Raw genomic sequence first — 24,829 nt, 5'->3', positions numbered from 1 at the left:
GCATGGCCGTGACCGATATCGCCACCCGGACGTACAATCACAATTTCCGGCTCGATCCGATCGTGCGGAGCCTGCTCGATACCGATTTCTACAAGCTGTTGATGTTGCAGATGATTCGTCAGGTGTATCCCGACGTCAGCGCCACCTTCGCACTGATCAATCGAAGCAAGACGGTGCGGCTCGCGGAGATCGTCGACGAGGCCGAACTGCGCGCGCAGCTCGATCATGCGCGGACGCTGCGGTTCGCGAAGAAGGAGCTGATCTGGCTCGCGGGCAACAGCTTCTACGGCAGGCAGAAGATGTTCGGGCCTGAGTTCCTCGCGTGGCTCGCGGAGTTCCAGTTGCCCGCCTACGATCTGCGCAAGGTCGACGGGCAGTATGAACTGCATTTCGAAGGGCCTTGGAGCCACACGACGATGTGGGAAATCCCTGCGCTGACCATCATCAATGAACTGAAATCGCGCGCGGCGCTGCGTGATCGCGGCCGGTTCGCGCTCGATATCGTCTACGCGCGCGCCAAGGCCAAGCTGTGGGAGAAGGTCGAGCGGCTGCGCGAACTACCCGACCTGGTGCTGTCGGACTTCGGCACGCGGCGGCGGCACGGCTTCCTGTGGCAGCGCTGGTGCGTCGAGGCGCTGAAGGAAGGGCTCGGCGACCGGTTCATCGGTACCTCGAACGTGCTGCTGGCGATGGACGCCGACCTGGAGGCGATCGGTACGAACGCGCACGAGCTGCCGATGGTGACCGCCGCGCTGGCGAACAGTGACGCCGAGCTTGCCGAAGCGCCGTACCGCGTGCTCGAGCATTGGCGGCAACATTATAACGGCAATCTGCTGATTGCCCTCCCCGATGCATTCGGGACGACGGCGTTCCTGCGCAATGCGCCGCACTGGCTGGCGGAATGGACCGGCTTCCGTCCCGACAGCGCGCCGCCGATCGCGGGCGGCGAGCAGATCATCCGCTGGTGGGAGGAACAGGGCGTCGATCCGAAGACCAAGCTGCTGATCTTCTCCGACGGGATGGACATCGACACTATCGAGCAGGTTTACCGCCATTTTCATGGTCGCGTGCGGATGAGCTTCGGCTGGGGGACCAACCTGACCAACGACTTCCGCGGCTGCGATCCCGATGGCGCGGCGGCGCTGGAGCCGATCTCGCTGGTCTGCAAGGTGATCGCGGCGAACGGCCGGCCGGCGGTTAAGCTGTCGGATAATCCGGCCAAGGCGACCGGCGAACCGAGCGAAATTGCGCGGTACCTGCGGGTGTTCGGCGAAGCAGACCGCGAGACCGCACCGGTGTTGGTGTAACCCTATCGATCCTCCCCCGCCAGGGGGAGGTGTCGCCGAAGGTGACGGAGGGGGGGACACGGAACGGTAGTTTCCCTTTCCGCCCCCTCCGTCAGGCAAGCGCCTGCCACCTCCCCCTTGCGGGGGGGATCGGACATTCTCTGCCTAGTCCTCGACCAGTTTCATGAAACGGCGCTCGACTGGCGCCAGCACTGGTCCGAGTTCATGCCCGCGCTTCACCACCGCGCCGGCCTCGCCGATCAGCGCCCACATCCCCTGCTTGTTACGCAGCGACGGGCGTTTCTCGATCCGGAACTCGGGGCGTTCGGCGGCGCGGCGGAAGGCGGCGAAGACTGCGGCGTCCTTGCCGAGATCGATCGCATAGTCGCGCCAGTGGCCCGCTGCGACCATGCGGCCGTAAAGGTCCAGGATCCGGTTAAGCTCAAGGCGTTCGAAGCCGACCTGCGTTGCCTTGGACGGTGTGGGGAAAGGTACGACGCCCATCAGTTACTCACCATCATGCGCGGTCGCGGCGGTCCTCTGGATGCTCGTCGGCGAGCAGCGCATCGAGCCGCTTGCGCATCGTCTCCAGCTCGCAGCGCATGATCTCCATCTTCTGCGTCGCCGGATCGAACATCTCGCTGCACGGCGTACCGTAGGGCACGAAGCGCGGCACCTCGGGCGCGTTGCCGCCCTCGATCGTCGTCGCGCGCGCGGGAATGCCGACCACCGTCGTGCCCGCAGGCACGTCGCGCGTGACGACCGCGTTGGCGCCGACCCGCGAGCGCTTGCCGAGCGTGATCGGGCCCAGTACCTGCGCACCCGATCCGATGATCGCGCCGTCGGAGATGGTCGGGTGGCGCTTGCCCTGCACGCCGTTATCGGGGCTGGTGCCGCCGAGCGTGACACACTGGTAGATCGTGACGTCGTCGCCGATCTCCGCGGTCTCGCCGATCACGACGAAGCCGTGGTCGATGAAGAAGTTGCGGCCGATCGTCGCGCCCGGATGGATGTCGATCGCGGTCGTGAAGCGCGACCAGTGGTTGACGCAGCGCGCGAGAAAATAGAGTTTCGCCTTGTACAGGCGGTGCGCGATGCGGTGATAGCCGAGCGCCCAGACGCCTGGGTAGAGCATGATCTCGGCACGCGAATGCGGAGCGGGATCGCGGGCGCGGATCGAATCCAGATAGGCCAGTAATCCGCTCGACATCCGCAGTCCCCTTCGCGATTTCCGTATCTAGGGTATCGAACGACCGATTTCCAGAACCGCGCGCAAGTGCAGCGTCGGCCTATCAGGATCGGGGTAAAGCCTATCTTTGTTGTGGGATAAGCCCGCGCGTTGCACTCTGCGCGCGATATTGAGGGGATGCCGATGTTCGACTTGACGACCTTGAGCTTCGAGACGCTGTTGCCGTTCATCCTGGTCGGGTTCGCCGCGCAGATCGTCGATGGCGCGCTGGGGATGGCGTTCGGGGTGATTTCGAACACGCTGCTGCTGTGGGTCGGCGTACCACCCGCCGCGGCGTCGGCGGGCGTGCATACCGTCGAGACCTTCACCACCGCGGTGTCGGGAATCAGCCACGTGCTGCACAAGAACGTCAACTGGACGCTGTTCCTGCGGTTGATGATTCCGGGCGTGATCGGCGGCGTGCTGGGCGCGTACGTGCTGTCGAACATCGACGCGAGCACGGCGAAACCGTTCATCCTCGCGTATCTGACGTCGATCGGCGTGTACCTGCTGTACCGTGGGCTTCGCTATCCGCCGAAGCAGAAGGAGCCGAAGATCGTCGAGCCGCTCGGGCTGGTCGGTGGGTTCCTCGACGCGGCGGGCGGTGGCGGCTGGGGTCCGGTGGTGACGTCGAACCTGCTCGTACAAGGCGCATCGCCGCGCACCACGATCGGCACGGTAAATACGGCCGAGTTCTTCCTGACCGCGACGATCTCGGCGACGTTCATCACGCAGCTGGGCTGGGCGGCGTTCACGCAGGCCACCGTGGGGCTGTTGATTGGCGGCGTGTTGGCCGCCCCGTTCGGCGCGATGCTGGCGAAGCGCGTGCCGGCAAAGACGCTGATGGTGCTGGTCGGTGTGATCCTGACGATCACCAGTCTCTTCGGCCTGTACCGCGCAATCTGGCACTAAGTCCTTCCCCCGCCAAACTCGCTCCCGTCATCCTGGCGAACGCCAGGATCCAGAGTATCGGGCACAACGGTCTTGGCTCTGGATCCTGACTCTCGTCAGGATGACGGAAGCGGTTTGGGAGGGGGATTACTTCACAGCGTAGCGTGGACCGTCGCGACTGCTGCCATCACCGCGCCGATCCGTACCGACGTCTGGATCGCCTCGGCCGTCACGCCCGCCTTCTTCAGGATCTGCTCGTGGCTGTCGATGCACATGCCGCAGCCGTTCATCGCCGACACGGCCAAGCTGAACAGCTCGAAATCGACCTTGTCGATGCCGGGCTGGCCGATCACGTTCATCCGCAGCTTGGCGGGCATGTTGCGGTATTCCTGGTTCCCGGCGAGATGCGTGAACCGGTAATAGACGTTGTTCATCGCCATCACCGCAGCGGCTGCACGCGCTGCGTTCGCGGCCTCGGGCGAGAGCTTCGGCACGCATTCGGCTTCGGCGGCTTCGACCAGCGGCTTGTATCCCGAGCCGTGTGCGCAGGTGAGCAGCAGGCCGTATTTGCGCTGATCGGTGAGATGCGTCTCGTTCAGCAGCGAGCCGACATTGAGACGGATGTCCTTGGCGTAGTCCGGGAGTGTCCCGGCGAATTCCTTGAGCGACATATCTTACTTCCTTCTGCTCCCCTTCCGCCTGCGGGAGGGGTCGGGGGAGGGACTGGAGACAAAAAGAGAGGGCGGTCCGTGTGGACACGCCCTCCCCCATCCCCTCCCGCAAGCGGGAGGGGAGTTTCAGTTACGCAGCGAGCTGGAGGACGTCGTCGCCCTTGTTCCAGTTGCACGGGCAGAGCTCGTCGGTCTGCAGCGCGTCGAGCACGCGGAGCGTCTCCGCGGGGTTGCGGCCGACGTTCAGGCCGTTGACCTGGACCGCCTGGATGACGTTGTCCGGATCGATGATGAACGTCGCACGGAACGCGACATGCTCGTTCTTGTCGACGATGCCGAGCGCGTCGGCGAGCTTCGCGCCGTTATCCGCCAGCCACGGGAAGTCCGCCGCGGCGAGGTCCGCGTCCGACTTGCGCCAGGCGAGATGGACGTGCGCGGTGTCGGTCGACGCGCCGATCAGCACGGCGTCGCGGTCCTCGAAATCGCCGCGGATGTCGCTGTAGCCGACGATCTCGGTCGGACACACGAACGTGAAGTCCTTCGGCCAGTAGAACAGCACCTTCCACTTGCCGGGATAGGCGGTCGTCAGGTCGAGCGTCTCGCCGGCGGGCAGCGCTGCAATGCCCTGCTGGACGGGAATGGTCGTCGAGGGGAACTGGTCGCCGATGGTCAACATGATGGAAGCCTCCTGAAAATAACTTGGCTCCAGGCATCCTCAAAGGCAGCGGTTGGCCCGCTCGGTCGTTGTGCAATGCGGTATATGGGGGCTGGTGTAATCGATCCAACGCTCTATTTATCATCTGATGATCGATAGAGGCGATTAATGGCTGCGACCTACCTACCCACGTTGAAACAGTTGCAATATCTTGTTGCGCTGAAGGACCACGGCCATTTCGGACGCGCCGCGGAGGCGTGTTTCGTGACGCAGTCGACGCTGTCGGCGGGTCTTCGCGAACTCGAAACGCTGATCGGCGTGGTGCTGGTCGAGCGCACCCGGCGCGTCGTGCGGTTCACGCCGCTGGGCGACGGGATCGCCGACAAGGCGCGGCGTGTGCTGCGCGAGGCGGAGGAACTGGGCGACATGGCGCGCGCCGCGGGCCAGCCCTTGTCGGGCGACATGCGGATGAGCGTCATCCCGACGATCGCGCCGTTCATGCTGCCGAGAATCCTGCCGCGGTTGCGGAAGGACTATCCGGATTTAAAGCTGTTCCTGCGCGAAGAGCCCAGCGGTCCGGCATGTGAGGGCCTGCACAACGGTCGCACCGATTGCGTACTGCTGGCCCTGCCCTATGCGTGCGGCGAGGTGACGTCGGAGACGCTGTTCGAGGATCGCCTGTTCGTGGCGTATCCGTCGGGCGAGGAACCGACCGCGCTTCCCGCGATCCCGGCGTCGGCGATCGACGAGACCCGGCTGCTGCTGCTCGAGGACGGACACTGCCTCAAGGATCATGCGCTCGGCGCCTGCAACCGGCCCGAATTGCGCGCGGAGGCGACGATGCTGGGCACATCGCTGCACACGATCGTGCAGATGGTCGACAATGGGCTCGGCATCACGATGCTGCCCGAGATGGCGCTCAAGGCCGGCATTCTTGACAACACCAACATCACGGCAAGGCCGCTCGACGAGAAGAATGCGGTGCGGCGGATCGCGCTCGTCTGGCGCCGCGCCAGTCCGCGCGAGAAGGACTTCCGGTTGATGGCAAAGGCGCTGGCGGACGTTCAGTAACTGCACTGTCGTAAAGCCCCGCCCTTACTTCTGCCCCCATCCCTGAAAGGGAGGGGTCGGGGGCGGGTCCGCCAGCTTGTGTTGCTGACGGTCCAAGATGCGGAAGCCGACCCACCCCCTGCCCCTCCCTTTCAGGGATGGGGGTCCGTTGCGGTCCGGGCCGGTCAATCGACTACCCACATCGCCCCATCCCGAGATCGACACGCTTGCGCAACCAACTCGGCCTTCGATCGTATGTTTCCTAGTTCCCGCTGGAGATCGAACGATGTCGAAGACGCTTCCACTGCTGCTGATGACCAGCGCGCTGGCACTCGCCGCGTGCAGCGGCAAATCCAAGGACGACGTGGCCAGCGCCTCGACGACGCCCGCCAATCCCGCACTGGCGGTACCGAACGGGCCGCCCGCAGTCGCCAATCCTACCGTCGGCGGCGTACCGATGATGGCGACGCGGACGATCGTCGACAACGCGTCGGCTGCGCCGAACCTGTCGACCCTGGTTGCCGCATTGAAGGCCGCAGACCTGGTCGGCACGCTGTCCGGCCCCGGCCCCTTTACCGTGTTTGCCCCGACCAACGATGCGTTCGGGCGGCTCGCACCCGGCATGGTCGACACGTTGCTGAAGCCCGAGAACAAGGCCTCGCTGACCAAGGTCTTGACCTACCACGTCGTTCCGGGCGCCATCACCGCCGACGATCTGCGCCAGCGCATCGCCGCCGGTGGCGGCACTGCGACGTTGACCACGGTCGAGGGTGACCCGATCACTGCGACGATGGTAGGCGCAGTCATCGCGCTGACCGACGTCAACGGTAACAAGAGTTATGTCGAGACCGCAGATGTCCGCCAGTCGAACGGCGTCGTTCACGTCGTCAATGGCGTGATCGTCCCCAAACTGAGCTAAATCTGGGTTAGACAGGCTCGGTTCATCGTACGGATGCTACGGTTTGTCGGTGAAATTGTTGAGATCGCCGAACATCTACCCAAGTTGCACCGTTCGAGTTTCTTTCGTCCTAATCACAATCTCTGGAGTTGCAGATGACTGTTAAGACCAACCTGATGATTGCTGCGGCAACGAGCCTGTTTATTGCCACCGGCGCGACTGCCCAGACGGCTGCGCCAACCGCGCCGCGGACCGCGGCACCGCAGACGGCCATGCCAGCGACGCCAACCACTCCGGTAGCACCCGGCACGGCGGTTGCTCCGCAACAGCCCGGCGCGCCCGTTGCCCCGGCCGCTGCGGCTACCACGACTATAGCAGCGGCACTGCCGACGCTGCCGAACCGCGCGACGCTGGCGAAGCTGGTGACCGCCGCGAAATTGCAGGCGACACTCGCAGGCCCTGGCCCGTACACGCTGTTCGCGCCGAGCGACGAAGCCTTCACTCGTCTGCCCGCCGGTGCGCTCGACACGTTGCTGAAGCCTGAGTCTGCACCGACGCTGGCGACGATCATCAAGTATCACGTCGTCGCCGGTGCGCTGACCGCTGATCAGTTGAAGGCGCAGATCACCGCCGGCGGTGGCAAGGCCACGCTGACGACGCTGGCAGGCCAGCCGCTGATCGCAGGGCTTGGGCCGAACGGAAACATCGAGTTGACCGACACGGCCGGTATCAAGTCGTACGTCGATACGGCGGACATCAAGGAAACGAACGGCGTCGTTCATCTCACCAACGGCATGAGCGTTCCGAAGCTCGGCTGATTTGACTGCGGGCCGCGATCTCGAATGGGGTTGCGGCCCGTTTTTGTTTCCCCGCGAAGGCGGGGACCCAATCTGGGCTCCGCCGTCGAGGGAGAACAAGCTTTGAGCTAGCCGATCGATTTATCCCAGCGTGCCGCGGCGGCGTGGTCGCCATCACGCGCTTCGACCCAGCTAGCTTCGACTCCACGCGTCTCGCGCTTCCAGAACGGCGCATCGGTCTTCAGCCGGTCGATCAGATACGCGCAGGCCTCCAGCGCGGCGCCGCGATGCGCCGCCGTTGCCGCGACGAACACGATCCGCTCCCCCGGATGCATCGGTCCGACGCGGTGCACGATGATCGCGGCACTCAGCGACCAGCGCTCGATCGCGCCATCGGCAACCTTGAGCAACGCAGCCTCGGTCGCACCGGGATAATGTTCGAGCTCGAGCGTACCGACACCGTCATCCGCACGAACCAGGCCAGTGAACGTCGCCACCGCGCCGGCCCCTGCGGCTTCCGCGCGGGTCATCTCGGCGGCGATATCGATCGGCGATTGCTGGACCGAGATATGGATCATCCGCCGGTCACCGGTGGGAATATCGCGATCTCCTGAGCGCGACCGATCGGCGTATCGAGTGGCACGAAATCCTGATCGACCGCCGCGCGCAACCGCGATCGGTTCTCGAACGCTTCGGCGTGCCCGGAACTCGTTTCCGCCAGCCAGTTGACCAGGTCCGCCACCGTCACGACGCTCGCCGGCGGTTCGACCGACTCTTCACCCGTGCCGATACGCTCGCGCACCCAGGCGAAATACACCATCCGTATCGTCATGATCAGTCCATGTGCTTCAGGCCGACGCGGAGATAATCCCATCCGGTCAGCAACGTAAGAACGGCCGCGCCCCACAGCGCGACAATGCCGACGGTATGCACCCAGACCATCTCGGGCACCGACCCGCCAAGGATGATCCCGCCGAGCGATACGAGCTGCAACGTCGTCTTCCACTTGGCGAGCTGCGATACCGGCACCGAAACCTGCACCTGCGCCAGGAACTCGCGCAATCCGGACACCGCGATCTCGCGCAGCAGGATGACCAGCGCGGCGATGATGTGGATGCCGGCGATATCGCGCGTGCCGACCAGGATCAGGATCACCGCGGCGACCATTATCTTGTCCGCGATCGGATCGAGGAATATCCCCAGTCGCGACACCGCACCGCTCGACCGCGCGAGGTATCCGTCGAAATAATCGGTGATGCCCATCAGGCAGTACAGCACGAAGGCGATGCCGTACCCGGCCTCCCAGTCGGGCCACCACAGGAACCAGACCAGCAGGGGTACCGCGACGATCCGCGACAATGTCAGGAGGTTAGGCAAGCTCAGCACCCACCACCCCTATACCGGTCGGTCGCGGGGCGAAACCGGTTTAACGTTGGCGTGCGGATGACGCTCGGCTAAGGGTTCGACATATTACCGCAACGATCAGGGCCATTTCCCGTCATGCTCAATGCCCTCGGGTTGCTGAAGCAACGTCGCTTCCTGCCCCTGTTCACCACGCAGTTTCTCGGCGCGTTCAACGATAACCTGTTCAAGACCTCGATGGTCCTGTTCGCGACCTATGCCGTCTTCAACGATCCGAAGATGGAGGCGAACTTCAACGCGCTGGCGACGGGACTCGGCATCCTGCCGTTCTTCCTGCTGTCCGCGCTCGCCGGGCAATTGGCGGACAGCCACGACAAGGCGCGGATCATCCGGATCGTGAAGACGGTCGAGATCGGCATCATGCTGCTCGGCGCGACCGGGCTTATGGTCGCGCGTGCCGGGCATCCGTCGCTGGGGATCGGGCTGATGCTCGGCGCGGTCCTGTGTCTCGGCGTCCATTCGACATTCTTCGGCCCGATCAAATACGCGATCCTGCCGCAGCATTTGAAACCGTGTGATGTGCTCGGCGGCACTGGGCTGGTAGAGGCCGGGACGTATCTCGCGATCCTCTTGGGCACCGTCACCGCGGGCTGGATCCCGATCGAGGGCGCTGCCGCCAGCGTGTTGATCGTTGCCCTGGTCGGCTGGTTCGCCGGCCGGCAGGTGCCCCCCGCCCCTCGCGAAGGCCCGCCGCTGAAGCTCGACTACAACCCGTTCACCGCGTCGTGGCGACTGATCAGCGCGACATTGCATATTCCGCGGCTGTTCCTGGCGATCGTCGCGATCAGCTTCTTCTGGACGATCGGCGCGGTGCTCATCATTGTCTTCCCACCACTGGTGAAGAACGTGCTGACCGCCGACGAGCGAGTCGCGAGCTTCGTGATCGCGGTGTTCTCGGTCGGCGTCGCGATCGGATCGGTGGTGATCAACTCGATGCTGCGCGGACGGATTTCCGCGAAATTCTCGCCAGCGTCGGTGATTGCGATGGGCGGCTTCGTCGTGCTGTTCTCGTTCCTCGCGCGGACGTGGACGCCGGCACCGCCGGGGCACTTTTACGACTGGGCGGGGTTCATTCACCAGCCGGGCGCGATCCCCGTGCTGGCGACGTTGCTGGCGATCGCGATCACCGGCGGGATGTTCGTCGTGCCGCTCTATGCGTTCCTGACGACCACCGTCGAGAAGGACCAGACCGCGCGCACCGTGGCGGCGAACAACGTCGTCAATTCGGGCGCGATGACGATCGGCTCGATCCTCGTCATCGGCATCACCGCGATGGGCGTGACGCCGGAGGACATGCTGTTTCTCGTCGCGGCGATGTGCCTGGTCTCGGCGTGGCTCGCACAGAAGCTGCATCGGGCTTGCGACGATGAAGCTATCGGGTGCTTGCCGACGTTGCGAGGATAACCGTTAAACCATCCTCCCCCTCCAGGGGGAGGTGGCAGGCGTCTGCCTAACGGAGGGGGAGGACACGGAGCAGACGTGGCGCGCGCCTCCCCCTCCGTCGCCTTCGGCGCCACCTCCCCCTAGCGGGGGAGGATTGCTCGCCTCAGAAAATGAAACTGTAGAAGCATGTGAAGAACGCGGCGAAGCTCAGTAGGAACAGCTTAACGTCCTGATCGTCGTTCTTCGCGCTCGCGATTACCGGCGGCGGCAACGAACGGCGCAGCGGATGGCGGGCGGCTTCGTTGGTGAGGACTAGGCGTCTGGTCATGATGCAAACGTTAACGCCGCGTTTACCAATTCGACCAGTGACAAAGGTGGTTAAGGTGGCGGCGTCCGGCAATGGGACAGAATTGGACCCGCGGCGACGATCCGAAAACTCTCCGCCGCGCCGCTATCCTTGCGTAAAAACCGGGTATAAGCTTCGGGCTTTCCCCGCGATTCTGCGGGGGCGAGGACCCGAACCATCGAGCAGATCGGCGCACTTCCCTATGTGATCGACGAAGCCGGCCACGCCCGCGTGATGCTGATCACCTCGCGCGATACCGGGCGCTGGGTGATCCCTAAAGGCAATCCCATTGTCGGCCTCGCCAGCCACGAGGCCGCCGCGCAGGAGGCGTACGAAGAAGCCGGCATCCGGGGCATCCCCTGCCCCTCCCCGGTCGGGCAATTCGCGTACCGCAAGCGCCGTCGCACCGGCCGCTACCGCGACATGATCGTCACCGTGTTTCCGCTCGCATTCGTCGAGCAGGTCGACGACTGGCCCGAGCGTCATCAGCGCGACACACGCTGGTTTACGCTTGATCGCGCGGCGGAGGCTGTCAATGAGCCCGGCCTGAAGGCGCTGATCGCTGCTTTCCGTGAGCCGCCGATCCCGGCATCGCTCGCGCAACGTATCTTACCCGTCGTGCGCACGAGTGCGAAAAGGAGAATTCCGATGCTGGGCTGGTTCCAGTCGCTGATGCCGAAGCAAGGGCGGTTCTTCGAACTGTTCGACGCGCATGCCGCGACTTTGGTCGCCGGTGCCGATGCGCTCGCACGGCTGCTCCACGGCGAGGGCTCGATCGAGGGTCAGATCGCCGAGATCGTCAAGCGCGAGCACGAGGCCGACGATATCACGCGCGAGGTGTTGCAGGACGTCCGCCGGGTGTTCGTGACGCCGTTCGACCGCAGCGCGATCACCGACCTGATCGGCGTGATGGACGACGCCATCGACCAGATGAACGGCACCGCCAACGCGATTGCGCTGTATGAGGTCACCGAATTCTCGCCGCAGATGCGCGACATGGCCGGCATCATCGTCGAGGCTGCGAGGATCACCGCGGAAGCGATCCCGCTGCTGCGGTCGCTCGGCACCAACGCAGGCCGGTTGCACGATCTGACCGCACGGCTGATCCAGATCGAGGGTCATGCCGACGATATTCACGACACGGGTTTGCGCGCGCTGTTCCAGGCCTCGAAGATCAGCGCGGACCCGATGACCTTCATCATCAACCGCGAGATCTACAGCAGCCTGGAGAAGATCGTCGACCGCTTCGAAGACGTCGCGAACGAGATCCAGGGGCTGGTCATCGACCATGCTTGAGGTGTCGACCGCGTATGCTCCCCTCCCTGGAAGGGAGGGGTTGGGGGTGGGTCGGCCTGATAGGAAGCGTGACACCCGCCCCACACCGACCCACCCCCTGCCCCTCCCTTCCAGGGAGGGGAGTCCGACGGCGTCCGGGGTGACGGCATGATCCTCTCGCTCCCCCTCCTCATCGGCCTGATCGGCATCGCGCTGCTGTTCGACTTCCTGAACGGCCTCCACGACGCGGCGAACTCGATCGCCACCGTCGTCTCCACCCGCGTCCTGAAGCCGCAATACGCCGTCCTCTGGGCCGCGTTCTTCAACTTCATCGCGTTCGCGGTGTTCGGCCTCCACGTCGCGCAGACCGTCGGCACCGGCATCGTCCAGGCGCACGTCATCGACGCGCAGGTAATCTTCGCCGCGCTGATGGGCGCGATCGCGTGGAACGTCATCACCTGGGTGCTCGGCATCCCGTCGAGCAGCAGCCACGCGCTGATCGGCGGGCTGCTGGGTGCCGGCATCGCCAAGGTCGGCTTCGGCGCGATCGTCTGGAAAGGCGTCATCGCCACCGTCCTCGCGATCTTCGCCTCGCCCGCGATCGGCCTGATGCTCGCGCTCGTGCTCGTCCTGATCGTCGCGTGGACCAGCCTCAAGCTCACCCCGCTCGGCGTCGACAAGCGTTTCCGCAAGCTCCAGTTGATCTCCGCCGCGCTCTACTCGCTCGGCCACGGCGGCAACGACGCGCAGAAGACGATGGGGATCATCGCCGTGTTGCTCTACTCGCAGGGCCTGCTCGGCGGCGAATTCCACGTGCCGCTCTGGGTCGTGCTATCCTGCCAGGCGGCGATGGCGCTGGGTACGTTGTCCGGCGGCTGGCGGATCGTCCACACGATGGGCTCGAAGATCACTCGCCTTACGCCGGCTCAGGGGTTCTGCGCGGAAACCGGCGGCGCGATCACGCTGTTCGCCGCGACCTTCTGGGGCATCCCGGTGTCGTCGACGCATACCATCACCGGCTCGATCGTCGGCGTCGGCGCGGCTCGGAGACTGTCCGCCGTCCGCTGGAACGTCGCCAGCAACATCGTCGTCGCGTGGACGCTGACGCTCCCCGCCGCCGGACTGATCGGCGCGGGGACGTATCTGCTGGTCGGGCTGTTCGTCTAGGCGCGCGCAGCGACGAAGGCGGCAAGCCCGGCTTCGAGATCGGCGATCAGGTCGGCGGGGTCTTCGAGGCCGATCTGGAGGCGGACCATCGGGCCTGCGGCTTCACGCTTGGTGACGGTGCGATGGCGCTGCGGGTCGGCGGGGATGGCGAGGCTTTCGAAACCGCCCCAGCTATAGCCTATGCCGAACAGTTGCAGGGTGTCGATCAGCGCGGCGCGCGATGCCTCGTCGCCGCCGTTGAGGACGAACGAGAACAGGCCGCTGGAGCCCTTGAAGTCGCGGACGAACAGGTCGTGGCCGGGGCAGTCGGGAAGCGCTGGGTGAAGAACCTGCGCGACTTCGGGGCGCGATTGCAGCCATCTGGCGATGGTCAGTGCGCTCGACTGGTGCTGCGCGAGGCGGACCGCCATCGTGCGCAAGCCCCGGCTGCCGAGCCAGCAATCGTCCGGGCTGGCGACCTGGCCGAGCTGGAAACTCGTCTCGCGCAGTTTCTTGAAGTAAACGGGCGCGGCGGTGACCGAGCCGAGCATGACGTCCGAATGGCCGACGACGTACTTGGTGCCGGCAAGGATCGTCAGGTCTACGCCGCGCTCGATCGCGGGGAAGAACAGCGGCGTCGCCCACGTGTTGTCGAGCAACGTCGTCACGCCACGCGCCTTGGCGGCGGCGACGATCGCGGGGACGTCCTGCACCTCGAAGCTCAAGGAGCCAGGGCTTTCCATGAAGATCGCCCGCGTGTTCTCGCCGATCAGGTCAGCGATTCCCGCCCCGATCATCGGGTCGTAATAGCGCGTGGTGATGCCGAACCGCTTGAGCAGCCCGCCGGCCATCCCGCGCGTGGGGTCATAGGCGCTGTCGACCAGCAGCAGTTCGTCGCCGGGCGAAAGGACCGACAGCAGAGCCGCCGCGATCGCCGCGACGCCCGAGCAATAGAGGAACGTCCCCTGCGCGCCGGGTTCGAGCGAGGTCAGCGCATCGGCGAGGCTCCACTGCGTCGGCGTGCCCTTGCGTCCGTAGAACAGCCGGTGATGGGTGTCGCGCGTGGCGCTTTCGCGGAGATGGCCGACTGAATCATAGAGGATCGTCGAGGCGCGCCAGACCGGCGGGCTGACGATGCCCTGCGTCCATTCCGGCCGGCGACCGGCGACGACGACCTTGGTCGCATCGCCGACCGGCTTGTTCGTGTCGCTCATGCCGTGCCTGTCGCCTTGGGTGTTTCGGGATCGCCGCCCCATTCGGACCAACTGCCGTCGTACAGCGCCGCGTCATTGCCGAGCAGGTGCGCGCCGAACGCAAGGACCGACGCAGTGATGCCCGAGCCGCAGGTCATCACGATCGGCTTCGCCAAGTCGACGCCCGCCTTGTCGAACTCGGCCTTCAGCGCGTCACCGGTCTTCCACGTGCCGTCCGCGTTGAACACCGCGCCCTGCGGCAGGTTCTTCGAGCCCGGAATATGGCCCGGCGCGGTGCCCGGCCGCGGGTCTTCCTCCGCGCCGGTGAAGCGCGACGCGGACCGCGCGTCGAGCACCTGCTCCGCACCGCTTTCGACGTTCGCCTTCATCTGGTCGAGATCGCGCACGCCCTTCAGGTCCGCCCAGGTCGTGAAGTGTCGATGCCGCTGCGTCTCTTTCCCCGTCGCAATCTCGCGCCCCTCGGCCTGCCATTTGGCGAATCCGCCGTCGAGCATCGCCACATTGTGCGCGCCGAACAGTCGCAACAACCACCACGCCCGCGCGGACGTGTGCCAGGGGGAGCTGTCATACAGCACGATCCGGCTGCCATCACCGAGCCCCAGCGTCTGCATCCGGCTCGCGAACTTCTCCGCCGACGGAAGCGTATTGGGCAGGTCGCTGTCGGTATCGCGCAACTCGCTGAGGTTCATGAACACCGCGCCGGGGATGTGCGCCGCCTCATACTCCGCCGCCGCATCGCGGCCCTCGGCATAGGTCGCGTCGACGATCCGAAGATCGCTCGCGCCCAGTTCGTTCGCCAGCCATTCGGTGCTTACCAACGCGTCCATATGCGGCTCCTTGTGCTCGATCGGTCAGTAGCCAGCCGGGCCGCTCGCGTCGAGGGACGCGAGGAACCCCGCCGCCTGCGCACGCGTCGCCTCGCGGTCCGCCTCCGACTGTTTCGCCCAGTTGCGATACGGCATCGCCAGCCGGTTGTTGCGCCCCAGCTTGTCCTCGTGCCGCGCGAGGAAATCCCAGTACAGCGCGTTGAACGGACACGCATCCGGCCCGATCCGCTGCTTCACGTTATACCGGCAGTGCCCACAATAATCGGACATCCGGTCGATATACGCGCCCGACGAGATATACGGCTTAGACCCCAACAAGCCGCCATCGCCGAACTGGCTCATCCCCAGCGTGTTGGGCAGCTCGACCCATTCGTATGCGTCGACATACACCTCCAGATACCAGAGGTGCACTTTGGCCGGGTCCGCGCCGATCAGCAGCGCGAAATTGCCCGTCACCATCAGCCGCTGGATGTGGTGCGCATGCGCGGTCTCCAGCGTCTGGCCGATCGCCTCACGTAGGCAGTGCATGTCGGTCTCGCCGGTCCAGTACCAGCCGGGGAGTTCGCGGTGGTGGTCGAGGAAGTTGCGCTCGACATACTCCGGCCCCTCGCGCCAGTAGATCCCGCGCATATATTCGCGCCAGCCGATGATCTGGCGGATATACCCCTCGACCGCATTGAGCGGCGCGCGCCCGGCCCGATATTCCGCCTCAGCGCGCCGGCACAAATCGAGCGGATCGAGCAGCCCCGAATTGATGTAGGGCGACAGGATCGAGTGCCACAGATGCCGCTCGCCGGTGAGCATCGCGTCCTCGTAATCGCCGAACTGCGCGAGCGCATGCTTGAAGAAATTCGCCGCCTGCCGTTCCGCATCCTTTGCGGTCACGGCGTATTCGAACCCGTCGAGACTCCCCGGATGCTCGGCGAACCGCTCCGCCACCAGCGCCAGCACACCTTGCGTGATCGCGTCCGGCGCGAAGACCAGCGGGCGCGGCATCAGCAGGTCGTTCTTGGCGGGCTTGCGGTTCTCCTTGTCGAAGTTCCAGCGATCGCCCTCGGGCTTGCCGGCAGTCATCAACAACCCGGTGCGTGTCCGCATCTGGCGATAGAACCACTCCATCGTCAGCGATTTGCGCTCGGCCGCCCAGGTCTCGAAGTCGGCATGGCTGGCGAGAAAGCGGTCGTCGCTGCGGATCTCGACGGGGATGCCGAACAGCGTCTCCCAGCTTTCGAGCATCGCCATCACGCGCCACTCGCCGCCCTCGGTCACGACGATCCGCTCCGGGTCATGCCGCTCGACCGCGCGCGCGATCTCGCCGGTGAAGCTGCCCGCATTGTCGGGGTCGTCGAGCTTGGTGTATTCGACCGTCCACCCGGCCTCGCGCAGCGCCTCGGCGTGGTGCCGCATCGCCGACAGGATATACGCGATCTTGCGCTTGTGGTGGCGAACGTAGGTCGTCTCTTCATCGACCTCCATCATCAGCACGATCGTCGCCGCCGGGTCACAGTCCCGCAGCGAGGCGAGGTCGATCGTGAGCTGGTCGCCGAGGATCGGTACGAGTGTCGTCGTCATATCAGCACCCACTCCGTCACCCCGGACCTGTTCCGGGGTCCACCGTTCCGCACGCTCGCCGCCCGTGGAGTCCGCGGACGGGTGGATGCCGGAACGAGCCCGGCATGACGGAGGAAAGCATCACCCACTTTGCGGCATTCGAATCGCATCCTACATGGCGGCACATGACCGCTCCCCAGAACCCATTGCATCTCGGCCAGAACAGCGCCCTCCCCGCCTCTCCAGAAGAGGCCGTGCTCGATTATGTTCCGAACCCGCGACCCGGCCGGACGTATCTCGTCCGGTTCGCGGCGCCCGAGTTCACGTCGCTGTGCCCCGTCACCGGCCAGCCCGACTTCGCGCACCTCGTGATCGACTATGTCCCCGGCGAGACGATCGTCGAATCCAAATCGCTCAAGCTCTTCCTGAGCAGCTTCCGCAATCACGCCGGGTTCCACGAAGACTGTACCGTCGGCATCGGCGAACGCCTGTTCGACGAGATGAAACCGGTGTGGCTGCGCATCGGCGGCTATTGGTATCCGCGCGGTGGAATCCCGATCGACGTGTTCTGGCAATCGAGTGCACCGCCGCAAGATCTGTGGCTGCCGGACCAGGGTGTCGCCTCGTATCGCGGTCGCGGTTGAGGGCCCAGGACGACGACGCGAAATATCGGTTTGATTTAGATTGATATTATTCCCGTGCTGCACTGCAGTATGCGATGAAACTTTATGCTACCTGAACCGTTCAAATGGATGCGCGACCGGGTTCTCCCAGAAGTGCGCGCTCAAACGAGGGACAGGGTATGGTGAAACCGGCGGACGGTGGGAATATCGCGCGACTGGCGCTGATCGGTAATTTCCTGCCGAGACAGTGTGGCATCGCCACCTTCACGACCGACGTTTTCACGGCCATGCGCGCGCGCTTCCCCGAGATCGCGGTCGACGTCTATGCGATGGACGATCACCCCGGCAAATACGACTATCCGCCCGAGGTGACCGGCACGATCCCCCAGCCCGATCTGTCGGCGTATATCGACACCGCGCGAAAGATCGAGGCCAGCGGCGCGCAGGCGATCTGGGTGCAGCATGAATACGGCATCTACGGCGGTCCCGCGGGCGAGCACATCCTCGCGCTGCTCGATCGCACGACGCTGCCGGTCATCGTAACGCTGCACACGATCCTCGAAAAGCCCAATGCCGACGAACGTCGCGTGCTCGAAGGCCTGTTGCGTCGCGCCGCCCGCGTGATCGTCATGGCCGAGCGTGGCCGCGACATTCTCCAGCGCGTGTATGGCGCCAATGCGCGCCAGATCGTCATGATCCCGCACGGCGTCCCCGATCGCGACCTGCTCGATACGGCCGCCGTGAAGGGCAAGTTCGGCTGGGATGGCCACAAGGTCATGCTGACGTTCGGCCTGCTCGCGCCCAACAAGGGCATCGAGACGGTCATCAACGCGTTGCCCGCGGTGATCGAGAAGCATCCCGATTTGCTCTACGTCGTGCTCGGCGCGACACATCCAAACCTCGTCGCGCATGAAGGCGAGAAGTACCGCGACAAGCTGAAGACGCTCGCTGCCGACAATGGTGTGGCGGACAACGTCGCCTTCATCGACGCCTTCCTCGAGCATGGCGAACTCATCGACTATCTGCAGGCCGCGGACGTCTATGTGACGCCGTACACCAACCCCGCGCAGATCACGTCGGGCACGCTCAGCTACGCGATCGGCGTCGGCAAGCCGGTCATCTCGACGCCCTACGTCCACGCGACCGAGATCCTGGCGGACGGCCACGGTGTGCTCGTCCCGTTCGGCGACGTCGACGCGTTCGCGCGCGAGATTGACGCGTTGCTCTCGAGCGACCGCGATCGCCTCCGTCTCGCCGAGCGCGCCTATGCGCGTGGCCGCACGATGATCTGGCCGAAGCTCGCCGAGGCGACGATGGCGGAGATCAACGCGATCGTCGCCGCACGCCCGTTCAGGCTCCCCAAGGTGCAGACGCACCTGAAGCAATTGTCGCCCGATTTCGCCGCAGTCGAGCGGATGAGCGATTCGACCGGCATGCTCCAGCATTCGATCTTCTCGATCCCCGACCGCCGCCACGGCTATTGCATCGACGACAATTGCCGAGCGCTGATGCTGATGAGCGCGCTGCCCGATCTGGACGACGTCACGCGAGATAAGTGGATGACGATCTATGCGTCGTTCGTGCAGTACGCCTGGAACCCGGACACGCGCCGCTTCCGCAACTTCATGAACTTCGACCGGACGTGGTGCGAGGATTCGGGGTCTGAGGATTCGAACGGCCGCACGCTATGGTCATTGGGCGTCACCGCGCGCGATGCGCAGGCCGGCAAGCACCGCGACTGGGCGACCGCGATGTTCGATTCGACCGCGACGATGGCGCTCGAACTCGGCTCCTTGCGCGCGCAGTCGTTCGCGATGCTCGGCGCCGCGGCGATGCTGGAGGCCAAGCCCGGTCACCAGCTGTCGCTGTCGATCCTGGAGGCGTTCCCGAAGATCCACCTCGACCTGCTCGCGGCAGCGCGTCGCCCCGAGTGGCAGTGGTTCGAGATCGTGCTGGCGTACGACAATGCGCGGCTTCCACAGGCGCTGATCCGCGCCGGCCAGGCGCTCGACCGTCAGGACCTGATCGACTGCGGCATCGCCACGCTAGACTGGATCGTCGCCAAGCAGACTTCGCCCGAAGGTCGTTTCCGGGCGGTCGGGTCGGAAAGCTTCAACCGGCCCTATGCCGATCCGTTGCAGTTCGATCAGCAGCCGCTCGAGGCGCAGGCGACGATCGATGCCTGCTCCGCGGCGTTCGAGGCGACTGGCGACATGCGCTGGCATGACGAGGCGCAGCGCGCCTATGGATGGTTCCTCGGCGCGAACGACCTCGATCTGCCGCTCGCGAGCGTGCTCGACGGTGGCTGTTTCGACGGGCTGATGCCGAGCGGGCTCAACCGAAACCAGGGTGCCGAGTCGATTTTGGCGCTGCAACTCGCCAATTGCGCGATTTCGGGGGTATCAAAGGCAGCGCAAAGCGTGGCAGGAGCGACCCGCGTCGTCGCCTAGTTCGCTAGCGACAGCCTTGCAGGCGACGGTGCGCTGAGTGGAACGACGCGGGGCACTGCTACGATGGATCTGTTCAACCACCAGCTGCGGCTGCACGCGGACCCTTCGCGTGTCGTCGTGCGGCCGTTCCATATCGCCTGGGGCGGCCATGGCGGCGCACCGAGCCGCACCGAGCGGCTCGTCGGCGAAGTGCTGGAAATGTCGCCCGCACAGGCGCGCGCGCAGCTCGAGGTCGTGCTGAAGGATTTCGAGGCACGCCACTGGCAGACGCGGCGCGTGTTCATGACGCGCTACGATCAGATCGAGGACATGCTCGGGCTGAACGGCGCGGAGATCGGCGACGAGAAGCGCCAGCTGATCGGCGCGTATTTCTGCCACGAGTACAGCTATGCCGCCGCTGCGCTGATGAACCCCAGCGCGGTGCCGCATTTCGACCAGTCGGGCATGCCGCCGGGCTCGATGCGCATTCTGATGAGCTTGCGCGCGGTCGGCGAGGGTCACATCTCCTCCGTGGCGTTCCGCGAGGGCATCATCACCTGCGAAAACCAGATGAAGCTCGCGCCGGAACCGCCGTTCGCGACCGCGACCGATGCGGTCGGCAGCGGCGAGGACGAGATGCCGATCGGCCCAGTCACCGTCTATCGCCACCGCGACAGCACGCTGAGCGGCACGGTGATCTTCCCGATCACGCAGGCGCAGTCGAAGGGCCTCGAGGATCTCCGCATCGTCCGCTTCCAGCACGAGGACGGCGACTATGAGTGGATCGGCACCTACACCGCGTATAACGGCTCGGTGATCCAGTCCGAGCTGATGCGCACCCGCGATTTCCGCGCGTTCGACCTTGTGCCGATGACCGGCCCCGCCGCGCGCAACAAGGGCATGGCCTTGTTCCCGCGGAAGGTGAACGGCCAGTATATGATGATCGGCCGGCAGGACGGTGAGAATTTGTTCCTGCTGAAGTCCGACACGCTGACCGACTGGGATGACGGCGAGAAGATCCTGACGCCCGAATATCCGTGGGAGCTGGTGCAGATCGGCAATTGCGGTCCGCCGATCGAGCTCGACGAGGGCTGGCTGCTGCTGACGCACGGCGTCGGCGCGATGCGGAAATACTCGATCGGCGCGGTGCTGCTCGACAAGGACGATCCGTCGAAGGTGATCGGGCGCACCAAGCAGCCGATTCTTGCGGCGAAGGACCAGGACCGCGAGGGGTATGTGCCCAACGTGGTGTATAGCTGCGGCGCGTTGAAGCATGGCGACACGATCTTCATGCCGTACGGGATCGCCGACAGCTCGGTGGGCTTCGCGTTCGTGCCGATCAAGGACATGCTTGCTGCGATGATGTGAGGGGGGCGTCCAGACGGACGCCGTCCTTCTCCCACGCGTTAGCACCACCCTGGCATTAAGGCGCCATCCCCGCGTAAGCACCACCCCGGCGAAGGCCGGGGCCCAATCGGGGGACGCAGATAACGGCGAACTGCGCTCCGTTACGGCCACCTTTCCAATTGGGCCCCGGCCTCCGCCGGGGTGGCGGAATGGACCAAGGTCCCAACCCAATCTTGTTCTCCCGCGAAGGCGGTAGCCCAGCCTAATTCCCGCCTTCGCGGGGAAACAAGGGTTACCGCGAAGCCGCCATCGTCCGCCGGTACATCACCCACGTCAGCACCGCAAACAGCAGCGTCCCGCCAACCAGCGCCACGCTAGCAAACCCATCCCCAACCAACGCCAACGGCGTCTCCTTGTTGGTAAGATACACGATCCCCGCAAAGCCAACGCCCCACAGCGACTCCCCGACGATCATGCCGGTCGCGGTCAGCACACCCATCCGCTTCGCCAGTTCAGGATCCCGCGCCCGGTCCGCCCAACGATCATACGCAAACCCCACGACCGCCCCGATCGTAACCGGCAACGTCACCGACATCGGCAGATACACGCCAAGCCCGACCCCGAGCGGCGGCAATCGTAGCTTCCCCGCCTTGCCCAGCAATTCATCGACCGCGATCACAGCCACGCCGGTCAGCGCGCCATAGCCGATCATCGCCCAGTTGAGGTTCCCCCCCAGCACACCCTTCGCGAGCGCCGAGATCAACGCAGCCTGAGGCGCAGCCAAAGCATTCGGCCCCGCCCCCGGCGCGCCGGCAAACCCGAGCGTGCTCCCCAGCAAGTTCAAAACCGGCGGCACCACGATCGACCCGAACACCACGCCGATCAGCAACGCGACCTGCTGCTTCCACGGCGTCGCGCCGACCAGCTGCCCGGTCTTCAGATCCTGCAGATTGTCGTTCGAGATCGTCGCGATCCCGAACACGATGCCCGTCACGATCAACCCGTAGGCGACCAAAGCCTGCGTCGTCCCCGGCTCGACCGCGCGGCCGAACCACGACACCAGCAGGATCGACGCCGCGAGGATGGCGAGGATGCCGATCCCCGACACCGGCGAATTCGACGCGCCGATCAGCCCCGCCATGTACCCGCACACCGCCGCGATCACGAGGCCGATGACTAGGATGAACACGAGGCTCCCCGCGATCAGCCCGATCGCCGACGCTTCCAGCGGTCCGCCCTGCAAGACGGTCCAGAGCAGGACGCCGATCGGCACCAGCATCGCAAGCGAGCCGATCCCGACGATCCCGATCGGAATGTCACGCTCTTCGAGAGCCAGCACTTCGCCGCCACGCTTGGCCGCCGAAGCCGCCAACGCCGAACGCACGCCGCCGACGACAGGCCCGGCGATCTTCAACAACGTCCAGATCGCCGCGACGCCGATCACGCCCGCGCCGAAGAAGCGGACGTCCGAGCGGAACACGGTATTGGCGATCACTTCCGCGGTCCCGGTGACGCTCCCGCCCGAGGTCAGGATCGGCAGCAATATCCACCAGCCGATCACCACGCCCGCGAACATCGCCATGCCGACCGAGATGCCGACCAGATGCCCCGCGCCGAGCAACGCGAACGACAGCCCGCCCGAAATCCCGGTCGCACCAGCGCCGACGCGGAACCACGTCGCGGCCTCGGCGGCGGCGAGCTTGGTCTGCGTCAGGATCGCGAACGCGGCCGAGACGACCGCATTTGCAACGATGATGCCCAGCCCGCGCGCGCTCTCCTCGCCGCCTTCGCGACTACCCGCGCCGACCTTCAGCACCTCGGCGGCCGCGCGGCCCTCAGGGTACGGCAGCACGGTGTCGACGACGAGCGCACGGCGCAGCGGCACCGAGAACAGCACGCCGAGCACGCCGCCGAACATCGTGATCGCCGCGGTCGTGAAGAACGGAAAGCCCTGCCACCAGCCGATCATCACCAGCCCCGGCAACACGAAGATGATCGCCGCGAGCGTGCCCGCGGCGGACGCGATCGTCTGGACGATGTTGTTCTCGAGGATCGTCGAATCCTTGAACAACCGCAGCACCGCCATCGAGATCACCGCCGCCGGGATCGACGTCGCGAACGTCAGCCCGATCTTGAGCCCGAGATAGACGTTCGCCGCAGTGAACAGCAGCGTGATGATCCCGCCGAGCACGATCCCGCGGAATGTGAGTTCGCGCATGCTGGTCTCGGGGCCCGTCTCGGATACGCCCCGCGTTGCGTCGGTCATCTAGTCAGCCTCAAAGCAATTTGGGCGACTTGTGGCATGATGTGCGGCCAGAGGAAACCGTATCGAACGTTACTAGCTTGTTCTCCCGCGAAGGCGGGAGCCCAGACTGGGCTCCCGCCTTCGCGGGAGAACAAGGAAGGGCGGGTTTACCTTGCCTACCGCTACCGGTTCTACCGCGTCGCCATCCGTCGTGCGAAATTTACCTCGACCGCCCGCGTTACGCTTTCCGCGATCCGGTGCCGCCCTTCCTCGCTGTCGAGAAACGCCGCGTCCTGCGGGTTCGAGATATACCCCGTCTCGAACAGGATCGACGGCATGTCCGGCGCCTTCAGGACCATCAACGACGCCATCCGGTGGAAGTTCGCCTTCAACGGCATCAACGGCCTGGCCTCGCGCCCGAGCAGCCGCGCGAACGTCGCCGAGGCGTTCATCGTCTCGCGCTGCGTCAGGTCGATCAGGATCGACGACACGTCCGCCGGCGCCTCGCCGAGGTTCACGCCCGAGATCACGTCCGCCTTGTTCTCGCGCGCCGCCAGCCGCGCTGCTTCCTTGTCCGAAGCCACCTCGGACAGCGTGTACGCGGTCGCGCCGGTAGCGTTCTCCGAACCCGTGCTGTCGCAATGGATCGAGATGAACAGATCACCCTTCAACCGCCGAGCAACCCCATACCGCTCGCGCAAGATCAGATAGCGGTCGTCGTTCCGCGTCAGCGCCACGCGGACGCGCCCCGATGCGAGCAGCTCGTCGCGGATCGCCTTGGCGACCTTCAGCGTCACGTCCTTCTCGCGCAGTCCGTTCGGCCCGATCGCACCCGGATCGACACCGCCATGCCCCGCATCGATCACCACCAGCGGCCGCGTATCGTCGCCCTGCACGCGCGGCAGTTTCATGCCCCGCGCCTTGGGTGGCACCGGCACCGACACCTTGTACTTCGGCCGCGACGCAGCCCCGAAATTGAACGGGAAGAAGTTCAGCGGCCCGGCGATCCCGGCTTCCGCGAACTGATCGTAATCGACCGTGCGCAACGCCAGCGTCAGCTCGCGGCCATCGGAGTCGAACCCGCCGTCCGTCACGATCGCCGGCTCCGCCAGATCGAACACCATCCGCATCCCCGACCGGCCACTGCGCATCTGCGTGACGCCGGTCACCAGCCCGCGCCCGACGACCTCGCGGCCTGGAGTCGCACCCGACACGTCGACCGCAATCTGGCGCGGTCCGGTCAGCACGCGGCTGACGGCATCGCCGACTGCCTCGTCGAAGCGGATGACGATCCGCCCGTCCCTGATGGCGACGCTCTGCACGGTCGCCGCCCAGGCGGGGACGCTCGCCAGCCAGCCGGCGATGAGGGCGATGACCGTCAACACCTCGCGTCCTTGCCGTGCGGCCCTGCCGCCGGTCCAGCGAAAACCCATGCTACACCCCTTTGATCGATACATCCGATCTCTGTGAGCGAGCGATAGCGCCTCGCATCACAAGACGCGGTTGCGCAGTGCGGTTAATTTGCCGTTTGCCACGTATTGGCCG

At 65.3% G+C, this 24,829-nt stretch carries 24 protein-coding genes; 11 read left to right on the top strand and 13 right to left on the bottom strand.

What is annotated here, in order from left to right; all coding sequences use genetic code 11:
* Positions 1 to 2: 2 nt before the first annotated feature.
* A complete protein-coding gene (gene pncB / locus O6Y00_RS02820) occupies positions 3 to 1,307 on the top strand; it encodes a nicotinate phosphoribosyltransferase (protein ID WP_353441105.1) in 1,305 nt (434 codons plus the stop codon).
* A 144-nt stretch (positions 1,308 to 1,451) separates the two neighbouring features.
* Here pncB and O6Y00_RS02815 read toward each other — a convergent pair whose 3' ends face one another.
* On the bottom strand, positions 1,452 to 1,790 hold the full coding sequence (locus O6Y00_RS02815; RefSeq protein ID WP_056051400.1) for a DUF2794 domain-containing protein: 339 nt from the start codon (positions 1,788 to 1,790) through the stop codon (positions 1,452 to 1,454).
* Positions 1,791 to 1,803: 13 nt separating this feature from the next.
* Positions 1,804 to 2,496, bottom strand: coding sequence for a serine O-acetyltransferase EpsC (gene epsC / locus O6Y00_RS02810; protein ID WP_056057758.1), 693 nt, complete (start codon positions 2,494 to 2,496; stop codon positions 1,804 to 1,806).
* A 162-nt stretch (positions 2,497 to 2,658) separates the two neighbouring features.
* Between epsC and O6Y00_RS02805 the strand changes: the two genes are divergently transcribed.
* Complete coding sequence (locus O6Y00_RS02805) at positions 2,659 to 3,426, top strand: sulfite exporter TauE/SafE family protein (RefSeq protein ID WP_056052944.1); 768 nt, start codon at positions 2,659 to 2,661, stop codon at positions 3,424 to 3,426.
* A gap of 131 nt (positions 3,427 to 3,557) precedes the next feature.
* On the opposite strand, the gene O6Y00_RS02800 is transcribed toward O6Y00_RS02805, so the two are convergent.
* Entirely contained in the window at positions 3,558 to 4,076 is a 519-nt protein-coding gene (locus O6Y00_RS02800; RefSeq protein WP_353441104.1) for a carboxymuconolactone decarboxylase family protein, read from the bottom strand.
* A gap of 130 nt (positions 4,077 to 4,206) precedes the next feature.
* Positions 4,207 to 4,752 (bottom strand): peroxiredoxin, encoded by a 546-nt coding sequence (locus tag O6Y00_RS02795; protein ID WP_353441103.1) that lies wholly within the window; start codon positions 4,750 to 4,752, stop codon positions 4,207 to 4,209.
* A 147-nt stretch (positions 4,753 to 4,899) separates the two neighbouring features.
* On the opposite strand from O6Y00_RS02795, the gene O6Y00_RS02790 reads away from it, so the two are divergent.
* The 3 genes from O6Y00_RS02790 (at position 4,900) to O6Y00_RS02780 (ending at position 7,497) form a co-directional block, all read left to right on the top strand.
* Positions 4,900 to 5,802: a hydrogen peroxide-inducible genes activator gene (locus tag O6Y00_RS02790; RefSeq protein ID WP_056057748.1), complete on the top strand. Its 903-nt coding sequence runs from the start codon at positions 4,900 to 4,902 to the stop codon at positions 5,800 to 5,802.
* 265 nt (positions 5,803 to 6,067) lie between these two features.
* On the top strand, positions 6,068 to 6,700 hold the full coding sequence (locus O6Y00_RS02785) for a fasciclin domain-containing protein (RefSeq protein WP_353441102.1): 633 nt from the start codon (positions 6,068 to 6,070) through the stop codon (positions 6,698 to 6,700).
* A gap of 134 nt (positions 6,701 to 6,834) precedes the next feature.
* Positions 6,835 to 7,497: a fasciclin domain-containing protein gene (locus O6Y00_RS02780; protein WP_353441101.1), complete on the top strand. Its 663-nt coding sequence runs from the start codon at positions 6,835 to 6,837 to the stop codon at positions 7,495 to 7,497.
* 107 nt (positions 7,498 to 7,604) lie between these two features.
* Here O6Y00_RS02780 and O6Y00_RS02775 read toward each other — a convergent pair whose 3' ends face one another.
* The 3 genes from O6Y00_RS02775 to pgsA are packed head-to-tail and all read right to left on the bottom strand — an operon-like array spanning position 7,605 to position 8,862.
* The gene (locus tag O6Y00_RS02775) at positions 7,605 to 8,054 is read right to left on the bottom strand and encodes a molybdenum cofactor biosynthesis protein MoaE (protein WP_353441100.1); all 450 of its coding nucleotides are present in this window, start codon (positions 8,052 to 8,054) and stop codon (positions 7,605 to 7,607) included.
* Positions 8,051 to 8,308, bottom strand: coding sequence for a molybdopterin converting factor subunit 1 (moaD, locus tag O6Y00_RS02770; protein ID WP_353441099.1), 258 nt, complete (start codon positions 8,306 to 8,308; stop codon positions 8,051 to 8,053). The genes O6Y00_RS02775 and moaD overlap by 4 nt, the downstream gene beginning before the upstream one ends.
* A gap of 2 nt (positions 8,309 to 8,310) precedes the next feature.
* Entirely contained in the window at positions 8,311 to 8,862 is a 552-nt protein-coding gene (gene pgsA, locus O6Y00_RS02765) for a CDP-diacylglycerol--glycerol-3-phosphate 3-phosphatidyltransferase (RefSeq protein ID WP_353441098.1), read from the bottom strand.
* Between the two features lie 114 nt (positions 8,863 to 8,976).
* On the opposite strand from pgsA, the gene O6Y00_RS02760 reads away from it, so the two are divergent.
* Positions 8,977 to 10,302 (top strand): MFS transporter, encoded by a 1,326-nt coding sequence (locus tag O6Y00_RS02760; protein ID WP_353441097.1) that lies wholly within the window; start codon positions 8,977 to 8,979, stop codon positions 10,300 to 10,302.
* A gap of 142 nt (positions 10,303 to 10,444) precedes the next feature.
* Here O6Y00_RS02760 and O6Y00_RS02755 read toward each other — a convergent pair whose 3' ends face one another.
* Positions 10,445 to 10,609 carry a hypothetical protein gene (locus O6Y00_RS02755; protein ID WP_165911472.1) on the bottom strand — a complete coding sequence of 55 codons (165 nt, stop codon included), beginning with the start codon at positions 10,607 to 10,609 and terminating at the stop codon, positions 10,445 to 10,447.
* 195 nt (positions 10,610 to 10,804) lie between these two features.
* Between O6Y00_RS02755 and O6Y00_RS02750 the strand changes: the two genes are divergently transcribed.
* Together O6Y00_RS02750 and O6Y00_RS02745 are read left to right on the top strand one after the other, a co-directional pair.
* Positions 10,805 to 11,923: a DUF47 family protein gene (locus O6Y00_RS02750; RefSeq protein WP_353441394.1), complete on the top strand. Its 1,119-nt coding sequence runs from the start codon at positions 10,805 to 10,807 to the stop codon at positions 11,921 to 11,923.
* 147 nt (positions 11,924 to 12,070) lie between these two features.
* Positions 12,071 to 13,069: an inorganic phosphate transporter gene (locus O6Y00_RS02745; protein WP_353441096.1), complete on the top strand. Its 999-nt coding sequence runs from the start codon at positions 12,071 to 12,073 to the stop codon at positions 13,067 to 13,069.
* On the opposite strand, the gene metC is transcribed toward O6Y00_RS02745, so the two are convergent.
* Genes metC through O6Y00_RS02730 form a run of 3 tightly spaced genes read right to left on the bottom strand, consistent with a single transcriptional unit; the run spans position 13,066 to position 16,661 of the window.
* The gene (metC, locus tag O6Y00_RS02740; RefSeq protein WP_353441095.1) at positions 13,066 to 14,262 is read right to left on the bottom strand and encodes a cystathionine beta-lyase; all 1,197 of its coding nucleotides are present in this window, start codon (positions 14,260 to 14,262) and stop codon (positions 13,066 to 13,068) included. The two genes, O6Y00_RS02745 and metC, sit on opposite strands and share 4 nt — an antisense overlap.
* Positions 14,259 to 15,089, bottom strand: coding sequence for a sulfurtransferase (locus O6Y00_RS02735; protein WP_353441094.1), 831 nt, complete (start codon positions 15,087 to 15,089; stop codon positions 14,259 to 14,261). Before O6Y00_RS02735 ends, metC begins: the two co-directional genes overlap by 4 nt.
* Before the next feature lie 24 nt (positions 15,090 to 15,113).
* Positions 15,114 to 16,661: a cryptochrome/photolyase family protein gene (locus O6Y00_RS02730; protein ID WP_353441093.1), complete on the bottom strand. Its 1,548-nt coding sequence runs from the start codon at positions 16,659 to 16,661 to the stop codon at positions 15,114 to 15,116.
* 164 nt (positions 16,662 to 16,825) lie between these two features.
* On the opposite strand from O6Y00_RS02730, the gene queF reads away from it, so the two are divergent.
* The 3 genes from queF (at position 16,826) to O6Y00_RS02715 (ending at position 21,060) form a co-directional block, all read left to right on the top strand.
* The gene (gene queF / locus O6Y00_RS02725) at positions 16,826 to 17,284 is read left to right on the top strand and encodes a preQ(1) synthase (protein WP_056411723.1); all 459 of its coding nucleotides are present in this window, start codon (positions 16,826 to 16,828) and stop codon (positions 17,282 to 17,284) included.
* 158 nt (positions 17,285 to 17,442) lie between these two features.
* Positions 17,443 to 19,713, top strand: a complete 2,271-nt coding sequence (locus O6Y00_RS02720) for a glycosyltransferase family 4 protein (protein WP_353441092.1) — start codon at positions 17,443 to 17,445, stop codon at positions 19,711 to 19,713.
* A gap of 63 nt (positions 19,714 to 19,776) precedes the next feature.
* Entirely contained in the window at positions 19,777 to 21,060 is a 1,284-nt protein-coding gene (locus tag O6Y00_RS02715) for a glycoside hydrolase family 130 protein (RefSeq protein WP_353441091.1), read from the top strand.
* Between the two features lie 271 nt (positions 21,061 to 21,331).
* On the opposite strand, the gene O6Y00_RS02710 is transcribed toward O6Y00_RS02715, so the two are convergent.
* Positions 21,332 to 23,305, bottom strand: a complete 1,974-nt coding sequence (locus O6Y00_RS02710) for an OPT family oligopeptide transporter (protein WP_353441090.1) — start codon at positions 23,303 to 23,305, stop codon at positions 21,332 to 21,334.
* Between the two features lie 170 nt (positions 23,306 to 23,475).
* Positions 23,476 to 24,717, bottom strand: a complete 1,242-nt coding sequence (locus tag O6Y00_RS02705) for an N-acetylmuramoyl-L-alanine amidase (protein WP_353441089.1) — start codon at positions 24,715 to 24,717, stop codon at positions 23,476 to 23,478.
* Positions 24,718 to 24,829 lie beyond the last annotated feature (112 nt).

The sequence above is a fragment of the Sphingomonas faeni genome (genome assembly GCF_040407565.1).
GTDB lineage: Bacteria > Pseudomonadota > Alphaproteobacteria > Sphingomonadales > Sphingomonadaceae > Sphingomonas > Sphingomonas faeni_F.
Note: the sequence above shows the minus strand (reverse complement) of the source record. Positions and strands in the feature narration are given on the sequence as shown.

Coding starts and splice junctions, on each gene's coding strand:
- pncB (WP_353441105.1), top strand. CDS start 3: ATGGCCGTGACCGATATCGCCACCCGGACGTACAATCACAATTTCCGG.
- O6Y00_RS02815 (WP_056051400.1), bottom strand. CDS start 1,790: ATGGGCGTCGTACCTTTCCCCACACCGTCCAAGGCAACGCAGGTCGGC.
- epsC (WP_056057758.1), bottom strand. CDS start 2,496: ATGTCGAGCGGATTACTGGCCTATCTGGATTCGATCCGCGCCCGCGAT.
- O6Y00_RS02805 (WP_056052944.1), top strand. CDS start 2,659: ATGTTCGACTTGACGACCTTGAGCTTCGAGACGCTGTTGCCGTTCATC.
- O6Y00_RS02800 (WP_353441104.1), bottom strand. CDS start 4,076: ATGTCGCTCAAGGAATTCGCCGGGACACTCCCGGACTACGCCAAGGAC.
- O6Y00_RS02795 (WP_353441103.1), bottom strand. CDS start 4,752: ATGTTGACCATCGGCGACCAGTTCCCCTCGACGACCATTCCCGTCCAG.
- O6Y00_RS02790 (WP_056057748.1), top strand. CDS start 4,900: ATGGCTGCGACCTACCTACCCACGTTGAAACAGTTGCAATATCTTGTT.
- O6Y00_RS02785 (WP_353441102.1), top strand. CDS start 6,068: ATGTCGAAGACGCTTCCACTGCTGCTGATGACCAGCGCGCTGGCACTC.
- O6Y00_RS02780 (WP_353441101.1), top strand. CDS start 6,835: ATGACTGTTAAGACCAACCTGATGATTGCTGCGGCAACGAGCCTGTTT.
- O6Y00_RS02775 (WP_353441100.1), bottom strand. CDS start 8,054: ATGATCCATATCTCGGTCCAGCAATCGCCGATCGATATCGCCGCCGAG.
- moaD (WP_353441099.1), bottom strand. CDS start 8,308: ATGACGATACGGATGGTGTATTTCGCCTGGGTGCGCGAGCGTATCGGC.
- O6Y00_RS02760 (WP_353441097.1), top strand. CDS start 8,977: ATGCTCAATGCCCTCGGGTTGCTGAAGCAACGTCGCTTCCTGCCCCTG.
- O6Y00_RS02755 (WP_165911472.1), bottom strand. CDS start 10,609: ATGACCAGACGCCTAGTCCTCACCAACGAAGCCGCCCGCCATCCGCTG.
- O6Y00_RS02745 (WP_353441096.1), top strand. CDS start 12,071: ATGATCCTCTCGCTCCCCCTCCTCATCGGCCTGATCGGCATCGCGCTG.
- metC (WP_353441095.1), bottom strand. CDS start 14,262: ATGAGCGACACGAACAAGCCGGTCGGCGATGCGACCAAGGTCGTCGTC.
- O6Y00_RS02735 (WP_353441094.1), bottom strand. CDS start 15,089: ATGGACGCGTTGGTAAGCACCGAATGGCTGGCGAACGAACTGGGCGCG.
- O6Y00_RS02730 (WP_353441093.1), bottom strand. CDS start 16,661: ATGACGACGACACTCGTACCGATCCTCGGCGACCAGCTCACGATCGAC.
- queF (WP_056411723.1), top strand. CDS start 16,826: ATGACCGCTCCCCAGAACCCATTGCATCTCGGCCAGAACAGCGCCCTC.
- O6Y00_RS02720 (WP_353441092.1), top strand. CDS start 17,443: ATGGTGAAACCGGCGGACGGTGGGAATATCGCGCGACTGGCGCTGATC.
- O6Y00_RS02715 (WP_353441091.1), top strand. CDS start 19,777: ATGGATCTGTTCAACCACCAGCTGCGGCTGCACGCGGACCCTTCGCGT.
- O6Y00_RS02710 (WP_353441090.1), bottom strand. CDS start 23,305: ATGACCGACGCAACGCGGGGCGTATCCGAGACGGGCCCCGAGACCAGC.
- O6Y00_RS02705 (WP_353441089.1), bottom strand. CDS start 24,717: ATGGGTTTTCGCTGGACCGGCGGCAGGGCCGCACGGCAAGGACGCGAG.